We start from the raw sequence: 24,136 nt of genomic DNA, 5'->3' as shown, positions 1-24,136 counted from the left end.
TTACTCTAAACAAAATGTATTTCGTTTGCGTGAGTATTACGCACGTTTCACTTTCGTAGCGTTCAAGCCTTTCTTGCCTTGTGCAGGCTCGAAAGTAACTACGTCACCTTCACGTACGTTGTCGATAAGACCTGATACGTGTACAAAAATTTCTTCGCCTGTGTTACTGTCTACGATAAAACCGAATCCTTTGGTTTCATTGAAGAACTTTACTGTTCCTGTGTTCATTGAAAAAAAAATAAAAGAATGAAAAAAATGGTAATTACCGTTACAAAAGTAACCTTTTAAAATCAATAATTGCAATATTGGTTAAAATCATTTCAAAAATTATGCTTTTTTTTACTAGAAAAAGCATTTCCCCCCTCTAGGTTTACCTAGTTATCCATTTTTTTTGCTTCAATATCGCTCATTTCAACGTTTCTAAATTACTTTGTTCTTACCCCAAACGCGCCAACCTACCGAGTCAAGGCCAAGAAAGAACAAATCATTTTTTGTTTTAACTTTTAACCTTATTTTAGCCTTACAAAATCAATCAAAATGGATTCTTTAGATATTCTTCAGAAAATTGGAGCCAGCATTTTCATTGTTTTAATGAGTATTCTGCTGCTTTTCTGGTGTCTTCCTGAAGGATATTTTTTTAGACAAATTCTTCACAACTATTTCAGTAAGTACATTTGTTGGGCAGGACTTGACAATTATTGGGCGTTGTTTGCGCCTCAGCCCGTTTCTAAAAATTTTTTGATTGGCTTTGAAATTGAATTTACGGACGGAACCATTCAGCCTTGGAAACTCCCTGAATATACCTTAAAAAATGATTATCAATGGGCACCGCATTTTAGATTTATTAAGATGCATAATCAGTTGCTCTCTCAAAAGGATGATGTTCCCAAAGAAGCCGTTTGTAATTTTATTTTACGCGAGTATCATAAGACCAACCCTTCATCCAAAACTCCCCTTAAAGTACACATAATCAGGTTTCATGAACCCCAAAAACCCCAACAACGAGCGATGTTTCCTTGGCTAAGCCAACGAGTGTTCACTTACGAACTATCTCAACAATAAGACGCAGTAAAATCAATGACGGAATTTATCACCCTGAACCAACTGTTAAAATCGTGGAATGACTTTTTTTTTAGCAATCAATCCACGCTAACCATCAGCGTTTTACGCCTGTTGACGGGTATTTTGGTATTGATTGAAACGTGGGTTTGGCAGGGCAAAAACAAGATACTGTTGCAACCCGAAGGTTGGTTTGGCTACGATGATTATAAAAGAAACAAAAAAGACCTTCGCTTTTCACTTCTCAATTATTTACCTCCAACCACCGCATCCCTTAACCTGATTTTCGGTATTCAATTTATGGCAGGCCTTTGCTTGACTTTGGGAATTCTACCAAATCTGGCGGCATTTGTCTGTTTTATTACGCTTGTTTCGATTCACAATCGGAATATTTATGTTTTAAGTTCGGGAGATACCGTCTATCGTTTTTTTTGCCTATTCCTTATATTCTCTCCTACCGACGCTCAACTCTCCATTTTAGATACCAAGCATCTTCTTCGATCGGAAGCAACAGGCTGGCCTTGGACATTGATCTTGATTCAGCTTTTCATGGCCAATATTTACGCAAAAAACGTGCTGTTTAAATTAACGGGGGAATGGTGGCGCGATGGTACCGCTACCCAAAAAGTACTGAAGGCAAGGATTTGGAACCGCCGAGAACTACCGAAAGCATTGGACCGTACGTGGTTTTTTAAGTGTACAACCTACGGAACTTTAGTGATAGAAGCGGCCCTTTTTTCGTTGATTTGGATTGAAGAATTCAGGCTTCCTGTACTCGCAATGGGCGTATTGCTCCACATTGGCCTTTGGATTTTTTTGCGGTTTGGATTCTTTCAGCTAACGATGATTTTAGGGTTATCGGCATTCATTACACCAAAGGAATATTGCCTTTTTTTTGAATGGCTGTCTCATTTTTAAAACGCTTACCCTCCTTTCAAATCATCATCTTCGAGGCTTCTTGGCTGACTGTTTTGATAAAAACGTTGGGCAGCTCCCTGAGCAAGCTTCAGAAAATCTGGGGATGAATAAAGTTCGCCTGCTACAAACCCATTAAAACATGGTGCAATGGGGATAAAAAAATCATTTTCTCGTTGGTCAGCACGTAGCCAAATGGTATTTATTCTGAGGGCAAATATTCTGAGATAGGCAAGCTCAAAATCTTCATTTTTTAGCTTTTCAAGCTCTTTAAGTTTAGACAACAATAACTTATGTTCGAGGGCCATGGGCCCAAAATGGGCTTCTTGCAAAACATGCTCGTCTTCTTTTTCTCCAATTTTGATTTCAACAAGGGCATGATTTCCTTTTGCATCAGCATGAAGATGCCGCCACGCAACCAGTTGGGCATTTTCTAATCCTTTTCCAGAAATAATATCATTCAGTCCTGCATGAAAAACTTTATGAGGGATGGATTCTTCATACGCATGAGGCCGTTTTCGAGGCCTCCCTTTTTTTTGTTTAGAGGACCAGTTTTTAAATAGCTCAGCCGATTGACCGGGGGCAAAAACTTCTTTAATGGGCATAACTCACGTATTTTGAAGGGGAGAAGTAAAGAAGCTATGGGTCACTATACAACCCGTTACGCTGTCGATACCATTTGTGCTATTAGCATCCGCAACTACACCACCGTGACATTTGTAATTGGTTTGAAAAACTTCATAGGTCATGGTAGAGTATCCTTTTTCGAGACTGAAAGGGTCGTGTACATACACCATAACGTTCTGGTCATTTGGGGAAGCCATTGAAGATTCGTAGCCCGCAATAACTACAAAATGTCCAAATTTTGGAATTTTGATTTCATGACCATCAATGTTAAAGTCTAACACGTGTTCAAGCGTTATTTCTAATTTAAAGGCCACCAATCTGCCCTGATCAATTTCCGCCATTAATTTATGAACAGGGAGAGCCCCAATCACAAAACTGCTAGGGATATGGGTAGTTACAAAAGAGCCTTGGTTGTTTGTCGTAATCAAGTACCAAGGAGTATCGCAGGCAAGACTCTCTGGATCGTCACAGCAATTTCCTGGCGAGGGTTCGATAGAAGCGCTTGCTACTTTACACTGTGTCCACTGACTTTCGGGGTCATAAAAATGGGCACAACTTGTTCCAACCGCAGTCCAACACCATGCAAATTGCTGCTGGGGTTGCATAGTAAAATCCAATACGTTCTTTTTTACTTTTTTGGTAGCCATAAAGCAGTACGAAATACCGAAAAAGCATAAAAGCGCTTATGTGCTTTTATGCTTTTTCGGTAAGACTAACCTTTTTTTTCAACGAAAATATTGAGGTTTGTTAGCAGTTACCAAGTTCCCCCTGACATACTATCATCTGCCTCATTGTGCTCAACATCCTCCATTTTATCCCATGGAAAGGCGCTTTTTCCTTCAATAATTCTTTGCTTAGCAAGTTTTTTCAAAGCGTGAAGTGTTCCCACCGTAAGATCTTTATCCACCTTATTATTGAGAAAATCGGTAATGTCTTTTTTGGTAAGGTTTTTAGCTTGGGCATTTAAATGAACAAGATGTTCATGATCACCAACACGCGCAAGTGCGTCTTTGAGTTTTTCTGTAGATTTCATAGTAGAGCGGTTTAGAGGGTAAAATTTGGTAACGTAAGTGACATAAATTCACAAATTGTACATCAGACAGTGTTGTTGTGAAATGATGTATGTAAATGACATAAAAAATAAGTAGTTTTCCAAAAATATACCATTTAAATTTTTGCAAGGATAAATTTCGTAAATTCAAGCCAAAAATTTCGCTTATATGAGGATTTCTACATTTGTAGTATGGGTACTGGTTTTTACTGCGCATTTTAGTTATGCACAATTGATTTCGTTACAAAATCTGAAAGAAGTAGATGTTACAAAAGGCTTTTATCAATTGTCAGATTCCTCAAAAAAGCTTCAACCTAGTGCTATTTTTAGTAAAACTTCCATTCTTCCATTCCAGCCCGCCCATGAAAAAACCTTGAAAGAAAAGAACATTGACGTGTATTGGTTGCAGTTTTCGGTTAAAAACAACAGCAACCTCGACGAAGAATGGGTCTTTGACTTTGAAAATTGGGCTTTTGTTGATTTTTACTACCAGGAAAACCAAGATTTTAAATTAAAAAAGACGGGGCATCTTTATCCTTACGAAAAACGAGATTATCCAAAAGCCAACAAAAATTATATAGAAGTACCGTTGAAGTCAGGGGAGACAAAAAAGTGTTTTGTTAGGTTAGAGTATCGCCGCCATATTTCTAAAATCCCCCAAGACCTACGTTTTAAAATCGCACCCAGGTCCAAAGTAGATGAAAGAGACGCTGCAGTAGGCAATGTCATTTTTGGCTTTCTGGGTATATTTTCGGTTATGTTTTTGTATAATTTAATCATATTTTTTGTCACCAGACTGAAGAGTTATGCCTATTATCTATTCGTTTTATTTTTTGCATTTTATTTTACCTCCAACAACTCTGGCTATCTGATTACCCTCTTTAGATCATTATCATCTTTTCCCATTTGGGCTTCTCATTTTGAGCTCGTCGGTTCAGAATTGTACGGTGTTGCGTACCTATTGTTTATTCAAAGTTTGATGAAAACTCAGCATAATTACCCAAAATGGCACAGGGTATTGAATGGGTTAATTATATCCAATATCGTCATAAGTATCCTGTTTTTCATCCATTTTGAAGTCGCCTTTATTCTTTTATATATCGTTTCGACCGCTACTATTTTTATCATTATTACACTGGGAATCAGATGCATAAAGGATCAAATCCCATCGGCTGGCTATCTGCTTTTAGGCTACATAGCCAACTTGATGGGAGTAATCAGCATCATGTTTGTACTAACTGGCGTTTTGCCAAAAAGCGATTTCACGTTTTATTATTCGCTCCCTCTAGGATTAACGGTCGAGGTGATTTTGTTCTCTTTTGCCCTTGCCAATATGATTAATATACTTCGCAAAGACAATGAAGAAAAACAGAAGAAAAACATCGAACAATTACTTGAAAATCAACAACTTCAAACAAAAGTAAACCGCGAACTGGAACAAAAAGTGACAGAACGGACGGTTGAACTCAATCTATCACTGAATCGACTTCGTATTACCCAGGACCAGCTAGTTTTAAAAGAGAAACTCGCCTCATTGGGAGAACTCACGGCTGGTATTGCCCACGAAATTCAAAACCCCCTCAATTTTGTTAATAACTTTTCGGAGCTTAGTATTGAACTCGCCCAAGAACTAACACAGGAAATAACCAAACCTAAAATTGACAAAGAACTAATCAGTGATTTAGTTTCCGATTTGAGTCAAAATCAACAAAAAATCAATCATCATGGCCAACGAGCCAGCAGCATTGTCAAGGGGATGCTAGAACATTCAAGAACGGGGACTGGGGAGCGGCGTTTAACAAACCTCAACAACCTAGCTCATGAGTATCTGAATATTGCTTACCAAGGGCTTAGAGCTCGCGATGCTTCTTTTAATATTGAAATGAAGACTGATTTTGACCTTGATTTGCCCGAAATTGAAATGGTTCCTCAAGAAATGGGCCGAGTTCTGCTCAATTTATTCAACAATGCATTTTATGCCACCCACGAAAAATTTGGACAATTGGGGAAACCTTATCAACCTGAAATACAAGTGAGTACCCAATTGAAAAACGACAAAGTTGAACTAAGAATCAAAGACAACGGGACGGGCATTTCGCCCGAAATTATCAATAAAATCTTCCAACCTTTTTTTACGACCAAATCAACGGGCGAGGGTACTGGTTTGGGTTTGTCGATAAGCTATGATATTGTTACAAAAGGGCATCACGGAGAAATAACGGTAGAAAGTGAAAATGGCAACTATACGGAATTTATCGTAAAGCTTCCCCGTTAACGGTTTCTTTTTACAGGCCGCAGAAACATCGGATATACTTTGGCAATGAGGGGTTTATTAGGCTCAAAAATCAGTTTTACAAAATTGGCTATTCGTTGAATACTTACTTGGCGGGGTATACTTTCTGGCGTTTGAAGAATACGGTCTGGCCAAGACCAGAAATCGGCCTTGGTTTCAACGTCAAACCTCCCGTTCCAGCCAATAATTGCCTGTTTTTTAGCTTCGAAACACACTCCCAACTCACTAAGGTGTTGTGTAAATGAAATCAAATCTGGCTGCAAACGCTCCCTTGGAAAATGGCACTCGATGCCAATCTTTGGCTGAAAAGTACCGTCAAAATCAAGGGCAAGACCAAGAAATAGACGGGAGTCGGTCCAAATAGCTACGCTCTCTCTTAACTCATCAAGATTGCCTGGCCATTGAAGTAAGGACAAGACCGCAAGGATTTCATCCAACGTTTTTATTTCCAAAAAAAGCCGAAGGGATGTTTTTTTATTGCGTTTTTGAATACCAATCGGACCAATACGGATGGACGAAGGGAGGCTTCTTAAATGAGCAAAAAATGTATTTGTCAGTTCAGAAGGTAAGCTACTATCGAGCAATGGAAGCGTTTTTGCAATGATTTCAGTCTTAATTGATTGGTCGCCATCAAAAATATTTTCTAAAAAGGTAATGTAAATCCAAGGAACTGGCAGCTGCGAATCGGTGGGGTCGGCAATGTCATAGACTTGCCACAATTCACCCAAGAGGGAGTTGAGAAAAAAATCTTTTTGACTCCAAAGACCGCAGAAGAAGCGAATTCGTTCGCGCATTTCGCAAAATTCGTCACTTTCCAACAGACTCGCTTCCTGCCGCCAATCTCTAATCACGATCTGCTCATTGAGTCTTGGATTAATACAAACATTGAAATCGACCCTCGGCTCATTGGCATCCAACCAACACTCAAAAGACCCCAACGATAGAACCGGTAGTCGCTCTGCAATGGCTTGAATGCGATTCAGATAAAGCGGAGAAACCAAATCCGAAGAAATCCACGGTGTAAGAAAATCAAGGTAATTGGCAAGGGTTGGTTTCATCAGCGACGTACTTTTACTTCCTAATGTAGAGAATTGTCTTTGGCTGACAAAATTTACCCAACGGTTAATTTCTTTTTTTACTTTAGGGAATCAATCCTCAAACTTATGAGTCAGTTCGACTTTCCGCGTATCAATTTTTACGGCCAAGCTTTCATCAATCCAGGCACGGCAAACAACAATCTTTTGCTTCCGTTGCTCACCTACGACCCCATTCAGGTAAAAGCCATTTTACCCCCGAGGATTTACCTGTCGCCTGATTTGATTTTGTTGCATAAATTGGGCGGATTGCCAGTTCCTGAAGATTCGCCCGTTAATTATGACGAAAGTACCCAACCTTACATCGAAATTCAGCCGATTGATACCCCAGAAAAATACAAATCATGGGCAAAAACCCCTTTGGGGAAATTCTCTTTGGACGAACCTTACCATGAAATGTATCAATTGGTAAGGACAAAACGAAACCAACAACCTTTTACGGGACACCTGCCCGCCGGCTGGAATTATTACGGCGGGATGGAATTTGGTTTTGAAAACGTGAAAGTGGGAAGTATCGCAGTGCCCGTTTCCGAAACAGAACATCAACTTTTTACGTCTAATGCCCCCGATTGCCCCGCCGATGTGGCGGCTATTTTGGGGGCCACAATTGACTTAAAAAACGACAGAGGGCGAACCTCCGCCGTAATGATTGATATACTCCCCACGCTCGCCTTTTATTCTCAGGTGTTTTGTGATACTTTTCACGTCCAAAAAAACGGTTTATCCCTGCTCAAAGGCACTCCCAAAAAAGCTTCTTTACGTTTTTTTAATAAGGAACGAATCCTCAACCAAGAAGGCGTTTTTGGGGCTTCAGGTACATTTTTCTCGGTTATTCCAGTAGAAAATATAACCAATGGCGTCCACTCACCCATCTTTTCTTTCTTTCTAAAGTACCAACCCAAAACGATCCGCATCAAAGGCGTATTTATTCAATATACTTTGTTTGAAATAAAAGAAGACCGCACGATAGACTACAATACTTCGGGAGAAAAAGCCAACCCTGCTACGGCGACTTTGACGGGTTGTATAACGCCGTGGTACGAGGACGATATGATGTCGATTGCGATGGGGAGACAATTATTGCCCGAAATGCCTTTCCTCAATAAAAAAAAACTTGCCTCTTTTGTTTGTCGCATTGATACCCAGCGCAGGATGGTTGCATTAGACATGTCGGGAAGCATTCCTGAGCAATTGGTGCAAGAACACCCAACTCCCGTCTATGAAACCTATCCGTTGGGGGAGTTGACGTTGAAGTTATTGGAAGACGACAACCAAGAGACCACACTGGGGACCTTCCACCTTTCCCCAAGTTATTTTGACCGTAATCGCCTGTTAATCAACGGTGGCCTGATTGAAGTTTCATTTAAAGACAAGGATTTCTTGACCGCCGTAAGATTAGAGAAAGGGACGTTATTGCTCTATGGGTACTTAAAATCTTCCGAGGATTCGCCCGAAACAGCTGTTTTATTAATGAAAGAAAGTCCGTTTATGGTTGCCTCCGACCAAGCTGGGATGTACGCCGAGCAGGGGCAAATTGAGAAAACCTACCGTTGTTATGATTTTCAGAAAGAGTGGTGCCAAGTCAGAGTATATCAACGGGGGAAACCATTCATAGGAGACGTACCAATGACAATCATGGAGCTGAAAATGACGGGGGTTAGTGCCTCGGCCTCCGCAAAAACTTTTTTGATTACCCATCATTTTCGGGACAAACAAACGCTTACTTTCCCGACTGAGCAAGCCGCCAACGCGATGTACGTGTTTTATCCCACGCCACCGCCCGTTATATCAGAAGATTTAGTCACAGAAATACAGCGTACTGGTTTCTTCGTCAGTCTTCGGGTATTGCCCAAAAAGGAATTTGGAAAGTACCTTGACCCAGCTCACATCGACTACCCGACTCCCGTCACGTTTGAGGTTTTGTACAAAGAATTGCTCCAAACCTCCGACCTCATCTTTCCGATGTCGTCACTGATTACGCCGTTTACGGAGGCATATTTTAGGAAAGGAGGAGCGTTTATCAAACAAAGAATGGCTTCCGAAAATTGGGCCAATGCCACGTATATGCCCTCAAGCAGAGATATGTCGACGGCTCAATGGCTGCTGTTTTGCAAATGGTTGGATGAGATTGAATAAACAAAAAACGGTTTCCCCTGTCATTTGATTTTATCTTATGACCAGAGAAAACCGTTTGAATATTGTAGTCTCTACACTCCCTTCGCTATCTTATCCAACCGCACAATGGACTGCACCATTGAGCGCACATCGTGATAGTTGATTTTCCAAGAGTGGCTCATGTGTTTCCAGATGGGTTCGCCTTCGCGGGTCATCAGCGGCCACCATTCGCCCAAGGAATGATTAATCATTTTGTCGAACACAAAACGGTGGATATTTTCGTAGGCTTGCAGGTACTTTTCATCTTTGAGGAAACGATAGGCATCCAACATCCCGATGAGCATTTCGGCCTGTTGCCAAAACTCCTTTTCTTTATCATATACCTGTCCCGCGTGGGAGCCTTCCACGTATACCCCACCAAATTCCCAATCGACGCCGTTTTCCACCGCGTGGGTGTACGATTTTGTGATTTGGTCGCGGTAAGTATCATACGGCAATCCTAAAATATCTAAAGCGTGCATCAGAAGCCACGCAAATTCCGAATTGTGCCCGTAGCTGGTATTGTCTTCGGCGGCTGATTTAAGGCCATCGGGATTGAAGCGGTCCCACCCCCAAACAATGTCAAACTTAATTTGCGGAGCCACGCTCCAATCAGCCCAAAACTGCGGAATACCCGTTCCATATTCAGGATGCATGACACGGCTTACCAACAACTCGATGGTTTCCAGCAGCTTACGACGATGAATTTCCTTGCCCGTACATTCATACAGCGTCGTGTAGGCCTCCATCAAGTGCATGTGTACATCGAGCGTTTTGCGGTCACCGCCTGCGGCACCTGGGCCTTTGAGCGTCCAATCGCGGTTAAACATCTCAAAATAACCACCATAGTGCGTATCAACGGCGTATTTTTGGAGCAAATCAAAGGTTTTTTCGGCGTATTCTTGTCCGCGTGGGTCGCCCGTAGCGAGGGTATATTCGCTTAATGAGTAAATGCAAAAACTGAGTCCATAGACGATTTTCTGGTCAATGGTCACTTCGCCCTTGCGGTTCGTCATCCAATAAAACCCACCGTACTCATTGTCCCACATGTTGTTGATTAAATAATCCACCCCGTGGCGGGCCATTTCGGCCAAAACCCCATCACCATACCCCGCACGGTGTGCGGAAGAGTAGGTAAAAACGGAGCGCGATTGCGCAATCAACGATTTCTCATCTTCGCCCGAGTCGTGCCCAAACTGGTCAAAATGAGTGAGAAAACCCCCATTTTCTTTGTCAACGGTACGGGTAATCCAAAAGGGCAGCAAGCCGCCAGTAAGATACGTTGCAATTTCCTGACGGAGAGACGCAATTTTTTCAGAAGTCATAGTTAAAGGTAATGATTGATGTATTTATTGACTCTAAAATGCCAAATAGTGCATAAAATACTGATTCAACCTTTATTCAGGCTATTTCTTTACGCATAACTTTCATGCTATGACTTAACTATCGCATCGCTCCATTTCACCCATTACGATTTCGGTCTGAATACCTTTATGACCGTCTCATTGGCTTTCAAAAAAGGTCCACCAATCAAATCAATGCAATACGGAATGGCTGGAAAAACGGCATCTAAGCACTGCCGAATGGCCGATGGTTTGCCGGGCAGGTTCACTATGAGGGTTTTACCACGAATACCCGCCGTTTGGCGCGACAGGATGGCGGTAGGAACGTACTGCAAACTCACTTGCCTCATCAGTTCGCCAAATCCGGGCATCATTTTATTGCAAACGGCTTCGGTCGCTTCGGGGGTCACGTCGCGCGGGGCGGGGCCAGTGCCGCCGCAGGTCACCACCAAACAGCAGTCTTCTCGGTCGGCCATTTCTACAAGCGCCTGACTGATAAGATGTTGCTCATCAGGAATAACCCGGTACACGGGCTCCCATTGGCTGGTCAGATATTCGTTAAGGGTTGAGACGATGGCTTTGCCAGGAATGTCTTCGTACACCCCCGCGCTGGCACGGTCAGAAACATTGATAATGCCGATTTTTATCATGAATTCAGAAATTAAACGTGGTAATTTTGATAACTTCCCGAAAGTTGAGAACTTTCGGAGGGTTTAAATTAGTTTAACAGTAACAAGGCTGGCGTTGGAAAGTTTATTGGTATAAATTTCCCAATCCCATTGCAGCCACCAATAACTGGTTAAGGGATTCCATCCTATGAATACATTCGCCAAAGATACATTACGTTTACACGAATTGCGCCATACGGGCTGCCGTGAAGACATTTTAGATATACTGCACAACCGTGACTCGGCACTTTCGCACGGAGATTTGGAAAACGGCTTGCAGGACCGCTACGACCGCGTCACGATATATCGTACCCTAAAAACGTTTGTTGATAAAGGCATCATTCACAAGGTATTGGACGAAGATGGTCTCCGTTACGCGCTTTGCAAGGAAGTGTGTCATGACCACGACCACCACCACGACCACGTCCATTTTAAGTGTGAACTTTGTGGAAAAACAACCTGCTTGGACCAAGTGCATATTCCTTCCGTAAAACTTCCGCAAGGATTTGCGACCAAAGAAGTAAATCTGTTGATTCAGGGGGTGTGCCCCATTTGCAGTGCGTAGTAATGCCATATTTTGCGTCTTGACAGATTGAACCTTTCGTACTACAAGCGTTTTTCAAACTGCGCGTTTCGTCGTGCCATTGGCAGAAGCTCAAATTCTTATGTGCTCAGCGATGTGTTTTCGTCTAGGGGGCAAACAATCTTAGCCATCGGAATGTTATGGTCTTTAATGTCGTGTCTTTCAGTCAAAAACCTAGCACGATTACTATTTTCTGTTACGTTCTTTCACCTCATCCTCTTACTTACGTTAAGACAATGATAACTTTCCGAGATTGGCAATTAAACAATGAAAAATGGTTGGATCAGGACCTTACGTTAATGATAACCGATGAAGGCTGGAGAGAAAGAGGTAAAATGAAAGACATTACCATTTGGCAACGCCCATTTGCCGACGATAAAAATGACTTATTTAGGTGGAGAATCCCCCAAGTAGCCGCCAATCACGACGTTGTATTTGACGTATTTGTCAACAAAATGATTGATTATCACCAGTATTGGACTGCAGAATATACGGGGGGCTTTGTAGTGGAAGAAATCGACGACAACACGCAAATCATTTATCAACAATTCAATCCAAACATCCCGTTTATTTCAAAACGAGACCTTTTATATATTCAATGGTCCAGAAAAATAGACGACAAAACGACACAAACCAGCTTTAAGTCAATCGTTTGGGAAAGTATGCCCATTCCAACTGGTTTTGAGAGAATAGACTGGTGGGGAGGTCATCTTTTTGAAGCAAACACCGACGGCTCAAGTCAATTGGTGCTCATTGACCGAGAAAACCAAGGGGGGAATTTCCCCTCTTTTATCATGAATAAAATCATGCCCCAATACCTCACTCACCAATTTGAAAGTATCATCCATTTTTTTAATAAGGGAGGCACCGAAGCCCATAAAAAATTGCCTGATTCAAAAAACACCGCCCTTAAAATGAAACACTTATTCATGCCGACTTAGTCCTCTACTCCAATCAACCCTAAACCTACATAACCTACCCTCTCCCATGATGTCACTGATTAACCGTTTGTTTGATTTTGAAGCGGTTATTAACCAAATATGGTTGATAACACTTATTGGGATGGCAGTCCTGTATATTTTATGTAACATTCTGCCCGATAGAATCGTGGGTGTTTTTTTGCCCCTGCACAATGTATTTAAGCCCCAAACCAATGTTGACTTAGATTATCAATCCATTGGATACGCTCTTTTGCATACCACTTGGGTAACCCGCATCACCCATTCTACGGTCATTATTGATGCCGTTTTGTGGTTTGTCATTTTTGAGAGTTGGCATTGGAGTGTATCGTTGATGGTACTGCTCATCATGCTGGTACAATCTGTGTTTATTGGGGATAAAAAATTTGGCCTTTTCTTTATTTTAATGGGTATTGCCACTTATATAAGTGCCCTCTATGTCATCCAATTTTTAGGTTTACCCAGCGCCGTCTTGTTATCCAAAGTTGTATTAATGTTGGGCGGTTTAATGCGAATGTTAAGTCATTCGGCGGAACTTATACCACCGCTTTTACTTAACAACTCAGACCAATTCCAAAAATTATCCGCTAAAAATATCAACTGGAAAATTCCACTTTCATCGGTCATTGGCTATGTCGGAGAATTTGGCAGTGGCTTGCCGAATCGAATTTTACCTGTTCAGGTGAATTATTTGTATCAAAATGTTTTTGGCATCAAACCTGAAACTACACTGGCTTGGAAAGAGGTTGAAGTATCGGCTCAAAAAGTTTTAACGGGAGGTTATTCTCAACTAAACTCCTTAAAAAACTACTTCAATAGTGTTGTGAAGGGCCAATAAAATATTGCTATCATGGCTATTGATGCATTTTTAGCGCATATTTACCCTTGTAGATAACACAAAACCGCCTCTTACTGAGGCGGTTTTGTGTTATCTACAATAGAAGAAATATATCCTCTTCTCCAGAAATGAGAAGGGGCAAGTTTTTATCTACTTCTCTTAAACCAAGGCTTCTTATCCCGGTCAGCCGTTGCGCCCGAAGGCTTGGACTGATTTTGTGAATGCGAATTCGGTCGACTCGGACGATTACCTCTAGCGACGTTGTGCGGCTTGGGGGCTTCGTTTCCGGGCTTCTGACTCAAGGGAAAAGGATGCTCTTCCACCACCGGAATCACCTTAGCAATCAGTTTCTGAATATCTTTCAACGAACCTCTTTCTTCATTGTCACAAAACGAATAGGCGGTGCCTTTGGCTCCTGCCCTACCCGTGCGTCCAATCCGGTGCACGTAAGTTTCGGGAATCTCTGGAATCTCAAAATTAATCACGTACGCCAATTCATCCACGTCTATTCCGCGAGCGGCAATGTCGGTTGCCACCAGCACCCGGGTGGTTTTTTCTTTGAAGTTGTTCAACGCATTTTGACGGGCATTCTGCGATTTATTACCGTGAATGGCTTCTGCCTTAATCTCATGCCGCAAAAGAACTTTCACAACTTTGTCGGCACCGTGCTTTGTACGCGTAAAAACCAAGGCTGTTTCAATGGATTTATCTTCCAAAATATGGAGCAACAACGCGTTTTTATTGTCTTTATCGACAAAAAACACGGATTGTTGAATGATATCAACGGTTGAAGAAACGGGCGTCACTTCTACTTTTTCGGGTTTAACCAAAATGGTGTCGGCCAGCTTTACAATTTCGGGCGGCATTGTTGCCGAAAAGAACAAAGATTGACGTTGGGGAGGAATCACGGCGATGATTCTCCGAACATCGTGGACAAAACCCATATCAAGCATCCGGTCGGCTTCATCCAACACGAAGATTTCTAGGTGCTTTAAACTTACAAAACGCTGCGCCATCAGGTCAATCAAACGACCCGGGGTAGCAATCAAAATATCAACGCCGTTTTGCAGAGAATCCGTTTGACGTAATTGTTTTACCCCACCAAAAATCACGGTATGTTTTAATCCCGTATGACGGCCATAGGCCGCAAAGCTTTCACCGATTTGAATGGCTAACTCACGGGTAGGGGTCAAAATAAGTGCCTTGATGGTGCGCTTTTCGCGGCGCGTAGCGTGTGTTTGGCGCTGCACCAACAACTGAAGAATGGGAATGGCAAAAGCCGCCGTCTTGCCAGTTCCTGTTTGGGCGCATCCCAACAGGTCTTTTCCTTCAAGTACGATCGGAATGGCTTGTTCTTGTATGGGTGTGGGGGTAGTGTAGCCTTCTGTTTTTATTGACCTCAGAATCGGCTCTATTAAATTTAATGAATCAAATGTCATAAGAATGTGATAAACGACCTGCCAAATCAAAAGTTAGGACGGAGCAGATCAGCATTAGGTACTGTTTTATAAAAAAAACCTTCCATATCTTACAGGCAAAGTTACCCGGAGATGGAAGGTCTTTCTGCGAATTGCGTTCAAAGATAACGCTTTTTGGGATGAGATAAAAATATCTACCCCCCTAAAACACTATAACGGCTTAATTACCAAGTTTTTCCAGTTTACTTTTATTCCACCACCGTCGTGGATTTGGAGTGCGATGGAGCCATTTCCCGCCCCCAGTTTTTCGTCGGTCAGGTCGACCATCTCGTGTCCGTTGAGCCAAGTTTGTACCCGCGCTCCTTCGGCGCGAATTTTAAGGGTGTTCCACTCGCCGAATTTCAAAAACCCTTCTTTTTCATCAGGGATTTGAATAATCCAGCCTCGGCCATAAGATTCATAAATACCGCCCGTATCGTGGTTTGGCGGAGCCACTTCTACCTGCCATCCGCTAATTTTGGTGCTGCCATCTGCGATGTTAGAACGGATAAATACACCGCTGTTGCCGTTGGCTCCCTGTTTGAAATCCACACTCAGCTCAAAGTTTTTGTAGGTCTTTTCGGTCGCCAAATAACCGTAACCTTTGTCAGGACCGCTTTCGCACACCAGTTCTCCCTTTTCAACGAACCATTTTTCGGTTCCATAAATTTTCCAGCCTGTCAAATCCTTGCCGTTAAAAAGCTTTTCCTTCTTTTGAGCCAACGTAGAAAAAGCGAGCAAACAGCATGGAACCGTTAACAATAGATAGACGCGTAGTTTAGATAACTTCATTGCTTTTAAAAATAAAGTGTTTAATTTCATAAATTAAGTCACCACTAAACGTTATTTACCGTGAAAACTTACATTTTTATTCTTAGCCTTGTCAGTTATTGTCTCTTTAATCCCGCTTTTTCTCAAGACAGCGCCCCTGTCAGTTTGAATCAACTATGGAAATCTGATACGTTATTGCGTACGCCAGAATCAGTACAATATGACCCGCAGGGAAAACGGCTTTTTGTCGCCAACATGAATAAAGTCAACGTTGAAAACCCTGACGGTGACGGTTTTATTTCAGTTTTGAGCACCGATGGCAAAATCAAAACCCTGCAATGGGTTACGGGACTCAACGACCCCAAAGGCATGGGTATTCTTAAAAATTCGCTTTTTGTGGCCGACTTGAAAGACTTGGTAGAAATTGATTTAAAAACGGGCAAAATCCTCAATCGACACGCCGCCGTTAATTCAATCATGCTCAACGACGTAAGCGTAAGTCCGAAAGGCGAAGTGTTTGTCAGTGATTCGCGCGGTCATAAACTCTACCGCTACGCCGACGGCAAAATGGAATTGTTTTTGGATGACCCCAATTTGCAGGGGCCCAACGGGGTTTTTGCCGAAAAAGACCAACTCATTGTGGCTTCGGCGGGCTCAGGAAACCTCTGGAAGATGGATTATGTCACCAAAAAATACACCTCGTGGGCCATGGCCAACAAAACCGCCGACGGAATCCTTCGCTACGGCGATGATTACCTGATTTCGTGCTGGCACGGGGAGGTTTATTATGTAAAACCAGATGGTAAAGTTTGGAAACTTATTGACAGCAAAAATCCTCAGGTCAACACCGCCGACTTCGGCTATATTCCACAAACAAAAACGGTCCTTATTCCCAATTTTTACAAGAATACGGTGACGGCGTATACCATAAAGTAAAAGTATGGAAATCTTCCTCAGCCTTTGTTTAGGCGTTGGTTTGGCCGCCTGTTCGGGATTTCGGGTGTTTGTACCACTTCTGCTGAGTAGTTTGGCGGTTCACTTTGATTTGGCCGATGTCACCACGGGCTTTGAATGGATGGGTACTTGGACCGCCATTGGGATTTTAGCCACCGCTACTGTGCTAGAAATTGGCGGATATTATATTCCTTGGGTCGATAATCTACTGGATACCATTGCTACACCCGCCGCTTTTGCCGCAGGTACGCTGTTGACTACTTCGTTTGTTGAGATTGACAACCCCGTTTTGCACTGGGGACTCGGACTCATCATGGGCGGTGGCACGGCTGGATTTATTCAGGCTGGCACGAGCATGGTTCGGTTGGCTTCCACAAAGTTTAGCGGTGGAATGGCCAATCCCGTTGTGGCTACGTTTGAGAATATACTATCCGTTTTCTTCACTTTTTTTACGTTTTGGTTTCCCCTCATTGCGTTTGTGTTAGTTGTTCTATTTATAGGATGGCTTTTACGAAAAATCATTCATCGAAAAAGTAAGGCAACAACATGATTACCTTTTAGTTACAAGCTATCTATTTTACCAACCCCGATTCACCTTTAGACCCATTGAATATGAAAACTGACCGCCGCACCTTCGTCAAACAATTAGGTGCTGTTACTGCCTCAACCGCCGTCCCTCATTTTAATATCATCAAAAGCCTGAACGACAATAAAATCCGTATTGCCACTATCGGGATGGGAATTCAGGGATTTTCGGATACCAACGCCGCACTGCGCACTGGAATGTGTGAATTGGTAGCCGTGGCTGACTTATACGATGGACGCCTAACCCACGCCAAAGAAGTATTTGGGAATCATGTAGTTACGACCCGCGACTATCGCGAAGTACTCGAACGCAAAGACGTCGATGCGGTACTCATCGTTACGCCCGACCACTGGCATGACCGTATTTCGATTGCGGCCCTCAAAAAGGGCAAGCACGTCTATTGTGAAAAACCAATGGTGCAACACATCGAAGAGGGAGCGGCGGTCATTGCCGCCGCCAAAGCAGCTGGTAAAGTGATGCAAGTAGGCAGTCAACGCATCAGCGGGGCAGCTTTTAAGGAAGCCAAACGACTCGTAGAAGCGGGCGACATCGGCATGATTAATTTTATTGAATCAACAAACGACCGTTTCAACGCCATTGGGGCTTGGCAATATTCCATTCCTTCCGATGCCTCTCTCAAAACCATTGATTGGGAGACATTTTTGGGAGATGCCCCCAAACGGGCTTTTGACCCCGTACGCTTTTTCCGCTGGCGCAACTACCGCGACTACGGTACGGGCGTAGCAGGCGATTTGTTTATCCACCTCATTACGGGCGTTCACTTCGTGACGGGCTCGTTGGGTCCTAATCGTATTTTTTCGTCAGGACAACTCTCCTACTGGAAAGACGGCCGCGACGTGCCCGACGTTATGGTCGCCACCATGGAATACCCTGCCATGGGCAAATTAGACTCCTTTCAGATGGTGTTGAGGGTCAATTTTGCCAACGCGGGCTCTATCAAAAACGTGACCCGCATTGTGGGTAACGAAGGTGAAATTACGTTTGGCGGAAACTCTCTTACTTTAACCAAACGTAAACTCGCCGCCGCTCCAGGATACGGTAACGGTGAGAGCTTTGGTACGTTTTCAAACGCACAACAACAGGAATACCTCGCCGCTTATGATGCTAAGTACCCCACCGAAACGCGTACGCCAGAACCCGTCAAAGAAGTACTTTTTGACGCACCTAAAGAAGATGACGCGCACAAAAACCACTTTGCAAACTTCTTTGAAGGGATATTAAATAACACCCCGGTTGTCGAAGACCCACTTTTCGGATTCCGAGCGGCCGCTCCTGTGTTGGCCTGCAACAAAAGTTATTTTGAGAAAAAAGTGGTGAATTGGGACCCTAAAAACCTCAAATTGACGTAGAAAAAGCAAATGCTTTTATTTTTAATATCTACTACCGCCTTGGCGATTGGGGTTAGGATCTTGGTAAACCCAGTATCTAACGTTTTCCAAAAGTACCTAACCCAGCGCCAAGCCCATCCCCTTTTTGTGGTTACCAGTACCTACGGGATTTTGAGCATCGGTTGTCTATTTTATCTTTTGCCTAATCTCCCAAAAAATTTACCAATTTCATTTTGGTATAACTCCATCATTTTTAACGCGTTAGGCGTAGCTGGCAACTATTTTCTGGTCAAATCACTCCACCGGGGCGACTTGTCGGTTCTGGGGCCTATCAATGCCTATAAAGCCTTAGTAAGTCTCGTATTTGGATTATTTTTATTGGGTGAAATCCCCAATGCTTGGGGTATTGGGGGGATGTTATTGATTATTGCGGGCAGTTACTTTGTCATCAGTCAACCTTCTTCAACGAATGGTATCAGTTGGGCTGTATTCAAACAAAAGGATGTGCAATACCGTTTTTTGGCCTTATTTTTATCCGCCATCGACGCGCTTTATCTCAAAAAAATCATTGTTGCCACCAACGCCAACCTTGCTTTTGTTTCTTGGTGCATCGGCGGTTTCTTGTTTTCTTTCGGGGCGTTCCTTTATACCCAAAAAAATACGTCTTTTCGTCCCCACTTTCGTATTCTAAAAAAATATAAGTGGTATTTCTTGGCGCTCGGGCTTTCATCGGGGTTGATGCAACTTTCAACCAATTATGCATTTGAAGGCATTCAGGTGAGTTACGCCTTGGCGCTGTTTCAGGTATCAGCCTTGGTGAGTGTGTTGTTTGGGGTGCAGTTTTTTGAAGAAAAACAGTTATGGCGCAAACTCGCTGGGGCTGCTGTAATGGTCGTTGGGGCTGTATTGATTATCTTGTACAAGTAAAAACCCTCTACTTTTCAACACAAAAAAGCGAGTCTATAAGATTCGTACATCAAAAACAGGAAAAGCATTGACTACAGAAAAATCTGTGGTCAATGCTTTATTTATCATCTTTGCAAAAGTGAAAGCAAAGAACAGCTTTCTTCAATTGAAAATTATATTCACAAGAGACTATTTTTTGATTGCCTTGGGAGTCAAAATCATGCTCATGCGTTTTCCTTCGAGTTTTGGTTCAAGTTCGACTTTCCCAATTTCTTCCAATGCTTTGGCAAATCGTTCCAAAAGCTTGTAACCTTGGTCTTTGAACACAATTTCACGACCTGAAAACTGCACATAAGCCTTTACTTTAGCTCCTTCTTTCAGAAAGTTGATGGCATGCTTCAATTTGAAATCATAATCGTGATCGTCAGTTGTGGGGCTGAAGCGAATCTCTTTGATGACTACTTTTTGGGCATTGGCCTTGATTTCTTTCTGCTTTTTCTTTTGTTCGTATTTGAACTTGGAATAGTCAATTACTTTACAAACGGGCGGAACTGCATTGGGCGAAATCTCTACCAAATCAAGGTTTTGTTCTTCCGCAAACTTTATAGCTTGTTGAATATCGTATATACCTTGGGGGACATTTTCACCAACTAAACGAACTTGGGGGACGCGGATACGTTCATTGATGCGGTACGGTTCTTCTTGTCTAACGGGTCGAAAAGGTCTGCGTTGTTGTTGAGCCATTCAGTACTTAAATTATGATAGTTTTATGTTTGATGCGAAAACTAGTAAATTGTTGAAAGTTCTACAAGATTTCGCGCAAAAAAGTTTACTTATCTACAAAAATAACGTTTAAATGTGATTATTAAGGGGTTAGTCCTAAAAAAGTTAAGAGTTAATGGATAATAAGTTAAGAATATAGGGCTTAACTCGTTAACCATTAACTCTTACGGCACTATTATTAAACCAAAAGCCTATCGAACTTTGAAGGTAGTTGAACCAATTCTAAATCCTTGGCAATACAACTCAATCGTGTGTTCGCCTTTTTTAAGCGGAATTCCACCACGTGAGTAGATGATAGAGCCCTGCGAGCCTTCGTTGCTGTAATTCAAGGTTTGTTTTGCAGTATAGACTGTTTCACGGCCTGAGTACACAAAAGTACCCGAACCAGTAGCCATATCGGCCATCACGGCACCTTCGGGGTCAAGGATGCGGAGGTAAACTTCACGCTCTCCGTTGGGTGAAATAGGATTGGCCGCAAGGTCAAAATCAACTTTGAGTTTGTCGATGCGTTTCGCTCGATAAGCTCCACCATCGCGTTCTTTTCCTTTGGAAGAAACGGCGTTTACCGCAATCTTTTCAGCTTTCAGTGCCGATGCAATCGTTACTTTTTCTGCTAACTCACGGTTTTTGGTACTCAACTGACCAACCGAATCTTCGTAGGTTCTCTGCAACGAGGCTTTTTCTCCTTCTAGCCCCGTAACTTTCGAACTAAGTTCTTGGTTTTGAGCCGTTACAATTCCTAGTTCTTCCTTCAACTTAGCAATATCAGAGTCTTTTTGGACCAAGATAGCTTCATAGTTGGCGATTTTCTGTTTGTATTTAGAAATATCTACAGATGCAGCACTTGAAGCATTTCTTAGAGCTGCTTTATCCTTTTCAAGTTGTTGTTTCAATGATACCAATGAATCAACTTGGCCACCCAACTGCTGAATTTCAGCTATTTTTGCATCCAATTGGGCTGAAATGGAGTCAAGTTTCATTTTTGCAGCTACCACTTCTTCGGTCTTGGCGGCAATTACAGTTTCTTGTTCTTTGTTCTTTTCCCGTTCTTTGTAAAAGAAATAGATAAGAACCACGTTTAGAAGGGCCAAAATTGCCAATGCAGCTAGAAGTAGGCTTTTACGATCTTTCTTTTGTCCTTGGTTGTAGTCCATAAGTTAATCAATTATTAAGAGTAGTTATCAGCCCAAGAAACGCAATTCTCAGGAAATTATTGCGAAATTTAAAAAAATATTTCAATGACGGAAAATCAATTGCTTACAACCGACGAAGAAGATGAATTATATGAACATCACCGAATCGTTGTGGACCGTGGGCAAACCCTGATGAGGATTGACCAATACCTCAAACATCACCTTTCAAATGTTACACGTACCAAACTCCAAAATGCCATTGAAACCGAGTCGGTTAAGGTCAATGAGAACGCAGTAAAATCAAGTTATAAAGTCAAACCGTTTGACATCATAACGGTGTCGATGCCGCATCCTCCGCGCGAAACTGACATTGTGGCCGAAAATATACCGCTAAACATTGTGTACGAAGATGATGAGGTTTTGGTGCTCAACAAACCCGCCGGAATGGTCGTTCACCCGGCTTACGGCAACTGGTCTGGAACGGTAGTCAACGCGCTGGTGTATCATTTTCAACATTTACCCACGGGTAGAAACGGCGAAGCAAGGCCTGGGCTGATTCACCGCATTGATAAAGATACTTCGGGGCTATTGGTCATTGCCAAAACTGAATATGCCATGGCGCACATTGCCCGTCAATTTTTCGAACACACCACCGAGCGTACCTATCAAGCGTTGGTGTGGGGAGAACCCAAAGAAACCGCAGGAACAATCGTAGGGCACGTTGGCCGCAGCGCCCGCGACCGTAAAGTAATGGATGTGTACGAGGATGGAAGTCAGGGAAAACACGCCATAACGCACTACAAAGTATTGCAATCTTTTAAGTATACTTCACTGGTTCAGTGTAATCTGGAAACGGGCCGTACCCACCAAATCAGGGCGCATTTTCAGCACATTGGTCATCCGCTTTTTAGTGATTCAGTCTACGGCGGCGACAAGATTTTGCGCGGCACTACGAGCGGCAGCTACCGGGCCTTTGTCGAGAATTGTTTTCAACTCATGCCGCGCCAAGCACTGCACGCCAAATCCCTCGGATTTGAACACCCCCGTACCAAACAATGGATGCAGTTTGAATCAGAATTACCAGAAGACTTTATGGCCGTTTTGGCCAAATGGGAAAAATTCGCCGCTGAATAACGAAGTTTTTCTACTATTATGACTCTATCAAATTGGTAAAAAGATAGAGCCATATCAGTCGTGCCATTCGGAAATTAAACGGAAAAAGCACCAGCACAAGGGCAATACAAACCGCAAGATTTAAGAAATCAAAAGCATCAATCCCGATTGAAATCAACAAAACGTAGGCCAGCGCCATTTCCAATGTAGCTAATCCATAACTCACGTACATGGCACCCCAATAAAAGCCTGGCTCTTTGCTGAAATTTTGACGGCAATGCGAACACTCCTCCTGCATCTTTGCGGGTCTGAAACTAAACAAGTTTGTGGTATTAAACACTTGCCCCTGATGACATTTGGGGCATTTATTTTGCGTTAAATGAATGAGAGACATGGTTGTTCTATTTTTTATAATACAAAATTAAAACCAACAAATGGTTTTAATGACGCATATTTGTAGCCAAAAACAGGACTATTCAGACATTATTTATTTTTCTCATGAAACAACTACCCATTTATGGCATTAATGCCTTTTTGGAATCAGGAATGGTCCATTCTTTTTATGCCAATGAATTAAAAACGCACCTCGAAAGCCACCGATTTGTCAATACCCCGCACAAACACAGTACATTTATTACCGTGTTGTTTACCGCAGGCAAGGGGTTGCACAACATTGATTTCAATACCTACGATGTTCGGGCGGGGAGCGTTTTTTTGCTCACGCCCGGACAAGTCCACAGTTGGGAGCTGTCAGAAGATGTGCAGGGGTACGTCTTTTTTCATACACAGGCTTTTTATAATGACGTCTACCTTACCCGAAAGTTGGACCATTTTCCTTTCTTCTATCTGCAAACCAATTACCCGGTGATTTACCTCGAAGCGCAGGAGGTATTGCGTTTCGAAACGCTATTCAAGGAGATTTTTGAGGAGCATCAAGGAAATTTACCTTACAAATATGCCCAACTGGTTTCATTGATTGACATGGTGTATATACAACTTGCGCGGTTATATAAAGAAGAAAGTTTGAAAGTCAACAACCAACACGGGCACTATGCTCGAACGAAGCAGCTGGAAAAATTGATTGATACCCACTATAAAACTAAAAAGCTTCCCAACGAATACGCAGATTTGATGCACATGACCACGCGGCATCTAAACCGAATCTGTCAAGAAACCCTTCATCAAACCACGGGAGATTTGATTCTGAAAAGGGTGATGATAGAGGCGCAAAGAATGCTGATTTACAACGACTTGACCGTATCAGCCGTGGCCGACGAACTTGGGTACGATGATTACTCCTACTTTATTCGACTCTTCAAAAAATATGTGGGCGAATCTCCGAAAAAATTCCAACAACGAATAACTCGCTTGGCCTCTCAATAAAAAGGTATTAATTCAAAAATAATTTGTACTTTATTTGGAATTGTAAACAAATTAAAAGATATTCATTGCATCGTCAAACGCCACTAAAAAGGCTCTTTGACGGGCTACAAGGGTAAG

Annotated in this window: 25 protein-coding genes; 13 read left to right on the top strand and 12 right to left on the bottom strand. The window is 42.5% G+C overall.

All coding sequences use genetic code 11. The annotated features are described in order from the left end of the window. Window positions 1-36: 36 nt before the first annotated feature. A complete protein-coding gene (locus DVG78_RS23865) occupies window positions 37-228 on the bottom strand; it encodes a cold-shock protein (protein ID WP_013930127.1) in 192 nt (63 codons plus the stop codon). 309 nt (window positions 229-537) lie between these two features. Here DVG78_RS23865 and DVG78_RS23860 point away from each other — a divergent pair, with 309 nt between their 5' ends. Beyond that, window positions 538-1,062 (top strand): hypothetical protein, encoded by a 525-nt coding sequence (locus DVG78_RS23860; RefSeq protein WP_114463544.1) that lies wholly within the window; start codon window positions 538-540, stop codon window positions 1,060-1,062. A 15-nt stretch (window positions 1,063-1,077) separates the two neighbouring features. Then, window positions 1,078-1,977, top strand: coding sequence for an HTTM domain-containing protein (locus DVG78_RS23855; protein ID WP_114463543.1), 900 nt, complete (start codon window positions 1,078-1,080; stop codon window positions 1,975-1,977). 5 nt (window positions 1,978-1,982) lie between these two features. Here the strand turns inward: DVG78_RS23855 and DVG78_RS23850 are convergent, their stop codons facing one another. From DVG78_RS23850 to DVG78_RS23840, 3 genes are all read right to left on the bottom strand, one after another. Then, window positions 1,983-2,579, bottom strand: a complete 597-nt coding sequence (locus tag DVG78_RS23850; RefSeq protein WP_114463542.1) for a hypothetical protein — start codon at window positions 2,577-2,579, stop codon at window positions 1,983-1,985. A 3-nt stretch (window positions 2,580-2,582) separates the two neighbouring features. Further along, window positions 2,583-3,248, bottom strand: a complete 666-nt coding sequence (locus tag DVG78_RS23845; protein WP_114463541.1) for a C39 family peptidase — start codon at window positions 3,246-3,248, stop codon at window positions 2,583-2,585. A 107-nt stretch (window positions 3,249-3,355) separates the two neighbouring features. After that, window positions 3,356-3,634 carry a hypothetical protein gene (locus tag DVG78_RS23840; RefSeq protein WP_114463540.1) on the bottom strand — a complete coding sequence of 93 codons (279 nt, stop codon included), beginning with the start codon at window positions 3,632-3,634 and terminating at the stop codon, window positions 3,356-3,358. Between the two features lie 187 nt (window positions 3,635-3,821). On the opposite strand from DVG78_RS23840, the gene DVG78_RS23835 reads away from it, so the two are divergent. Continuing rightward, on the top strand, window positions 3,822-5,927 hold the full coding sequence (locus DVG78_RS23835) for a sensor histidine kinase (RefSeq protein WP_114463539.1): 2,106 nt from the start codon (window positions 3,822-3,824) through the stop codon (window positions 5,925-5,927). On the opposite strand, the gene DVG78_RS23830 is transcribed toward DVG78_RS23835, so the two are convergent. Beyond that, window positions 5,924-7,003 (bottom strand): hypothetical protein, encoded by a 1,080-nt coding sequence (locus DVG78_RS23830; RefSeq protein WP_114463538.1) that lies wholly within the window; start codon window positions 7,001-7,003, stop codon window positions 5,924-5,926. The genes DVG78_RS23835 and DVG78_RS23830 overlap by 4 nt on opposite strands. Window positions 7,004-7,108: 105 nt before the next feature. Between DVG78_RS23830 and DVG78_RS23825 the strand changes: the two genes are divergently transcribed. Then, on the top strand, window positions 7,109-9,175 hold the full coding sequence (locus tag DVG78_RS23825) for a hypothetical protein (protein ID WP_114463537.1): 2,067 nt from the start codon (window positions 7,109-7,111) through the stop codon (window positions 9,173-9,175). Window positions 9,176-9,246: 71 nt separating this feature from the next. On the opposite strand, the gene DVG78_RS23820 is transcribed toward DVG78_RS23825, so the two are convergent. Together DVG78_RS23820 and mog are read right to left on the bottom strand one after the other, a co-directional pair. Beyond that, window positions 9,247-10,518, bottom strand: a complete 1,272-nt coding sequence (locus DVG78_RS23820; RefSeq protein ID WP_114463536.1) for a beta-1,2-mannosidase — start codon at window positions 10,516-10,518, stop codon at window positions 9,247-9,249. Window positions 10,519-10,661: 143 nt separating this feature from the next. Continuing rightward, window positions 10,662-11,186 carry a molybdopterin adenylyltransferase gene (gene mog, locus DVG78_RS23815; RefSeq protein WP_114463535.1) on the bottom strand — a complete coding sequence of 175 codons (525 nt, stop codon included), beginning with the start codon at window positions 11,184-11,186 and terminating at the stop codon, window positions 10,662-10,664. A 166-nt stretch (window positions 11,187-11,352) separates the two neighbouring features. Here mog and DVG78_RS23810 point away from each other — a divergent pair, with 166 nt between their 5' ends. From DVG78_RS23810 to DVG78_RS23800, 3 genes are all read left to right on the top strand, one after another. Further along, window positions 11,353-11,769 (top strand): Fur family transcriptional regulator, encoded by a 417-nt coding sequence (locus tag DVG78_RS23810; RefSeq protein WP_114065746.1) that lies wholly within the window; start codon window positions 11,353-11,355, stop codon window positions 11,767-11,769. A 254-nt stretch (window positions 11,770-12,023) separates the two neighbouring features. Next, a complete protein-coding gene (locus DVG78_RS23805) occupies window positions 12,024-12,728 on the top strand; it encodes an SRPBCC family protein (RefSeq protein ID WP_114463534.1) in 705 nt (234 codons plus the stop codon). A gap of 46 nt (window positions 12,729-12,774) precedes the next feature. Further along, the gene (locus tag DVG78_RS23800) at window positions 12,775-13,584 is read left to right on the top strand and encodes a hypothetical protein (protein ID WP_147277163.1); all 810 of its coding nucleotides are present in this window, start codon (window positions 12,775-12,777) and stop codon (window positions 13,582-13,584) included. Window positions 13,585-13,730: 146 nt separating this feature from the next. On the opposite strand, the gene DVG78_RS23795 is transcribed toward DVG78_RS23800, so the two are convergent. Together DVG78_RS23795 and DVG78_RS23790 are read right to left on the bottom strand one after the other, a co-directional pair. Then, a complete protein-coding gene (locus DVG78_RS23795) occupies window positions 13,731-15,023 on the bottom strand; it encodes a DEAD/DEAH box helicase (RefSeq protein WP_114463532.1) in 1,293 nt (430 codons plus the stop codon). Window positions 15,024-15,212: 189 nt separating this feature from the next. Beyond that, window positions 15,213-15,833, bottom strand: a complete 621-nt coding sequence (locus tag DVG78_RS23790; protein WP_114463589.1) for a 3-keto-disaccharide hydrolase — start codon at window positions 15,831-15,833, stop codon at window positions 15,213-15,215. A gap of 60 nt (window positions 15,834-15,893) precedes the next feature. Between DVG78_RS23790 and DVG78_RS23785 the strand changes: the two genes are divergently transcribed. From DVG78_RS23785 to DVG78_RS23770, 4 genes are all read left to right on the top strand, one after another. Then, window positions 15,894-16,748, top strand: a complete 855-nt coding sequence (locus DVG78_RS23785; protein ID WP_114463531.1) for an SMP-30/gluconolactonase/LRE family protein — start codon at window positions 15,894-15,896, stop codon at window positions 16,746-16,748. Window positions 16,749-16,752: 4 nt separating this feature from the next. Continuing rightward, window positions 16,753-17,316: a DUF4126 domain-containing protein gene (locus tag DVG78_RS23780; RefSeq protein WP_114463530.1), complete on the top strand. Its 564-nt coding sequence runs from the start codon at window positions 16,753-16,755 to the stop codon at window positions 17,314-17,316. Window positions 17,317-17,378: 62 nt separating this feature from the next. Next, the gene (locus DVG78_RS23775) at window positions 17,379-18,722 is read left to right on the top strand and encodes a Gfo/Idh/MocA family protein (RefSeq protein ID WP_114463529.1); all 1,344 of its coding nucleotides are present in this window, start codon (window positions 17,379-17,381) and stop codon (window positions 18,720-18,722) included. Window positions 18,723-18,731: 9 nt separating this feature from the next. Next, window positions 18,732-19,628: an EamA family transporter gene (locus DVG78_RS23770; RefSeq protein WP_114463528.1), complete on the top strand. Its 897-nt coding sequence runs from the start codon at window positions 18,732-18,734 to the stop codon at window positions 19,626-19,628. A 168-nt stretch (window positions 19,629-19,796) separates the two neighbouring features. On the opposite strand, the gene infC is transcribed toward DVG78_RS23770, so the two are convergent. Next, window positions 19,797-20,351: a translation initiation factor IF-3 gene (gene infC, locus DVG78_RS23765; RefSeq protein WP_114065754.1), complete on the bottom strand. Its 555-nt coding sequence runs from the start codon at window positions 20,349-20,351 to the stop codon at window positions 19,797-19,799. 230 nt (window positions 20,352-20,581) lie between these two features. Then, window positions 20,582-21,544: a DUF8428 domain-containing protein gene (locus tag DVG78_RS23760; protein ID WP_114463527.1), complete on the bottom strand. Its 963-nt coding sequence runs from the start codon at window positions 21,542-21,544 to the stop codon at window positions 20,582-20,584. A gap of 84 nt (window positions 21,545-21,628) precedes the next feature. Between DVG78_RS23760 and DVG78_RS23755 the strand changes: the two genes are divergently transcribed. Further along, window positions 21,629-22,657 carry an RluA family pseudouridine synthase gene (locus tag DVG78_RS23755; protein WP_114463526.1) on the top strand — a complete coding sequence of 343 codons (1,029 nt, stop codon included), beginning with the start codon at window positions 21,629-21,631 and terminating at the stop codon, window positions 22,655-22,657. A 16-nt stretch (window positions 22,658-22,673) separates the two neighbouring features. Here DVG78_RS23755 and DVG78_RS23750 read toward each other — a convergent pair whose 3' ends face one another. Beyond that, window positions 22,674-23,030: a DUF983 domain-containing protein gene (locus DVG78_RS23750; protein WP_114463525.1), complete on the bottom strand. Its 357-nt coding sequence runs from the start codon at window positions 23,028-23,030 to the stop codon at window positions 22,674-22,676. Window positions 23,031-23,134: 104 nt separating this feature from the next. Between DVG78_RS23750 and DVG78_RS23745 the strand changes: the two genes are divergently transcribed. After that, window positions 23,135-24,019 (top strand): AraC family transcriptional regulator, encoded by an 885-nt coding sequence (locus DVG78_RS23745; protein ID WP_114463524.1) that lies wholly within the window; start codon window positions 23,135-23,137, stop codon window positions 24,017-24,019. Window positions 24,020-24,136 lie beyond the last annotated feature (117 nt).

It is taken from the genome of Runella aurantiaca (genome assembly GCF_003339505.1).
In the GTDB taxonomy this organism is placed as follows: domain Bacteria; phylum Bacteroidota; class Bacteroidia; order Cytophagales; family Spirosomataceae; genus Runella; species Runella aurantiaca.
Note: the sequence above shows the minus strand (reverse complement) of the source record. Positions and strands in the feature narration are given on the sequence as shown.

Excerpts from the sequence above, each read along its gene's own strand:
- DVG78_RS23745 (WP_114463524.1), top strand. The coding sequence starts at position 23,135 with ATGAAACAACTACCCATTTATGGCATTAATGCCTTTTTGGAATCAGGA.
- DVG78_RS23825 (WP_114463537.1), top strand. The coding sequence starts at position 7,109 with ATGAGTCAGTTCGACTTTCCGCGTATCAATTTTTACGGCCAAGCTTTC.
- DVG78_RS23820 (WP_114463536.1), bottom strand. The coding sequence starts at position 10,518 with ATGACTTCTGAAAAAATTGCGTCTCTCCGTCAGGAAATTGCAACGTAT.
- DVG78_RS23835 (WP_114463539.1), top strand. The coding sequence starts at position 3,822 with ATGAGGATTTCTACATTTGTAGTATGGGTACTGGTTTTTACTGCGCAT.
- DVG78_RS23810 (WP_114065746.1), top strand. The coding sequence starts at position 11,353 with ATGAATACATTCGCCAAAGATACATTACGTTTACACGAATTGCGCCAT.
- DVG78_RS23775 (WP_114463529.1), top strand. The coding sequence starts at position 17,379 with ATGAAAACTGACCGCCGCACCTTCGTCAAACAATTAGGTGCTGTTACT.
- DVG78_RS23845 (WP_114463541.1), bottom strand. The coding sequence starts at position 3,248 with ATGGCTACCAAAAAAGTAAAAAAGAACGTATTGGATTTTACTATGCAA.
- DVG78_RS23860 (WP_114463544.1), top strand. The coding sequence starts at position 538 with ATGGATTCTTTAGATATTCTTCAGAAAATTGGAGCCAGCATTTTCATT.
- DVG78_RS23805 (WP_114463534.1), top strand. The coding sequence starts at position 12,024 with ATGATAACTTTCCGAGATTGGCAATTAAACAATGAAAAATGGTTGGAT.
- DVG78_RS23850 (WP_114463542.1), bottom strand. The coding sequence starts at position 2,579 with ATGCCCATTAAAGAAGTTTTTGCCCCCGGTCAATCGGCTGAGCTATTT.
- DVG78_RS23830 (WP_114463538.1), bottom strand. The coding sequence starts at position 7,003 with ATGAAACCAACCCTTGCCAATTACCTTGATTTTCTTACACCGTGGATT.
- infC (WP_114065754.1), bottom strand. The coding sequence starts at position 20,351 with ATGGCTCAACAACAACGCAGACCTTTTCGACCCGTTAGACAAGAAGAA.
- mog (WP_114463535.1), bottom strand. The coding sequence starts at position 11,186 with ATGATAAAAATCGGCATTATCAATGTTTCTGACCGTGCCAGCGCGGGG.
- DVG78_RS23840 (WP_114463540.1), bottom strand. The coding sequence starts at position 3,634 with ATGAAATCTACAGAAAAACTCAAAGACGCACTTGCGCGTGTTGGTGAT.
- DVG78_RS23760 (WP_114463527.1), bottom strand. The coding sequence starts at position 21,544 with ATGGACTACAACCAAGGACAAAAGAAAGATCGTAAAAGCCTACTTCTA.
- DVG78_RS23790 (WP_114463589.1), bottom strand. The coding sequence starts at position 15,833 with ATGAAGTTATCTAAACTACGCGTCTATCTATTGTTAACGGTTCCATGC.
- DVG78_RS23800 (WP_147277163.1), top strand. The coding sequence starts at position 12,775 with ATGATGTCACTGATTAACCGTTTGTTTGATTTTGAAGCGGTTATTAAC.
- DVG78_RS23855 (WP_114463543.1), top strand. The coding sequence starts at position 1,078 with ATGACGGAATTTATCACCCTGAACCAACTGTTAAAATCGTGGAATGAC.
- DVG78_RS23770 (WP_114463528.1), top strand. The coding sequence starts at position 18,732 with ATGCTTTTATTTTTAATATCTACTACCGCCTTGGCGATTGGGGTTAGG.
- DVG78_RS23750 (WP_114463525.1), bottom strand. The coding sequence starts at position 23,030 with ATGTCTCTCATTCATTTAACGCAAAATAAATGCCCCAAATGTCATCAG.
- DVG78_RS23865 (WP_013930127.1), bottom strand. The coding sequence starts at position 228 with ATGAACACAGGAACAGTAAAGTTCTTCAATGAAACCAAAGGATTCGGT.
- DVG78_RS23755 (WP_114463526.1), top strand. The coding sequence starts at position 21,629 with ATGACGGAAAATCAATTGCTTACAACCGACGAAGAAGATGAATTATAT.
- DVG78_RS23795 (WP_114463532.1), bottom strand. The coding sequence starts at position 15,023 with ATGACATTTGATTCATTAAATTTAATAGAGCCGATTCTGAGGTCAATA.
- DVG78_RS23780 (WP_114463530.1), top strand. The coding sequence starts at position 16,753 with ATGGAAATCTTCCTCAGCCTTTGTTTAGGCGTTGGTTTGGCCGCCTGT.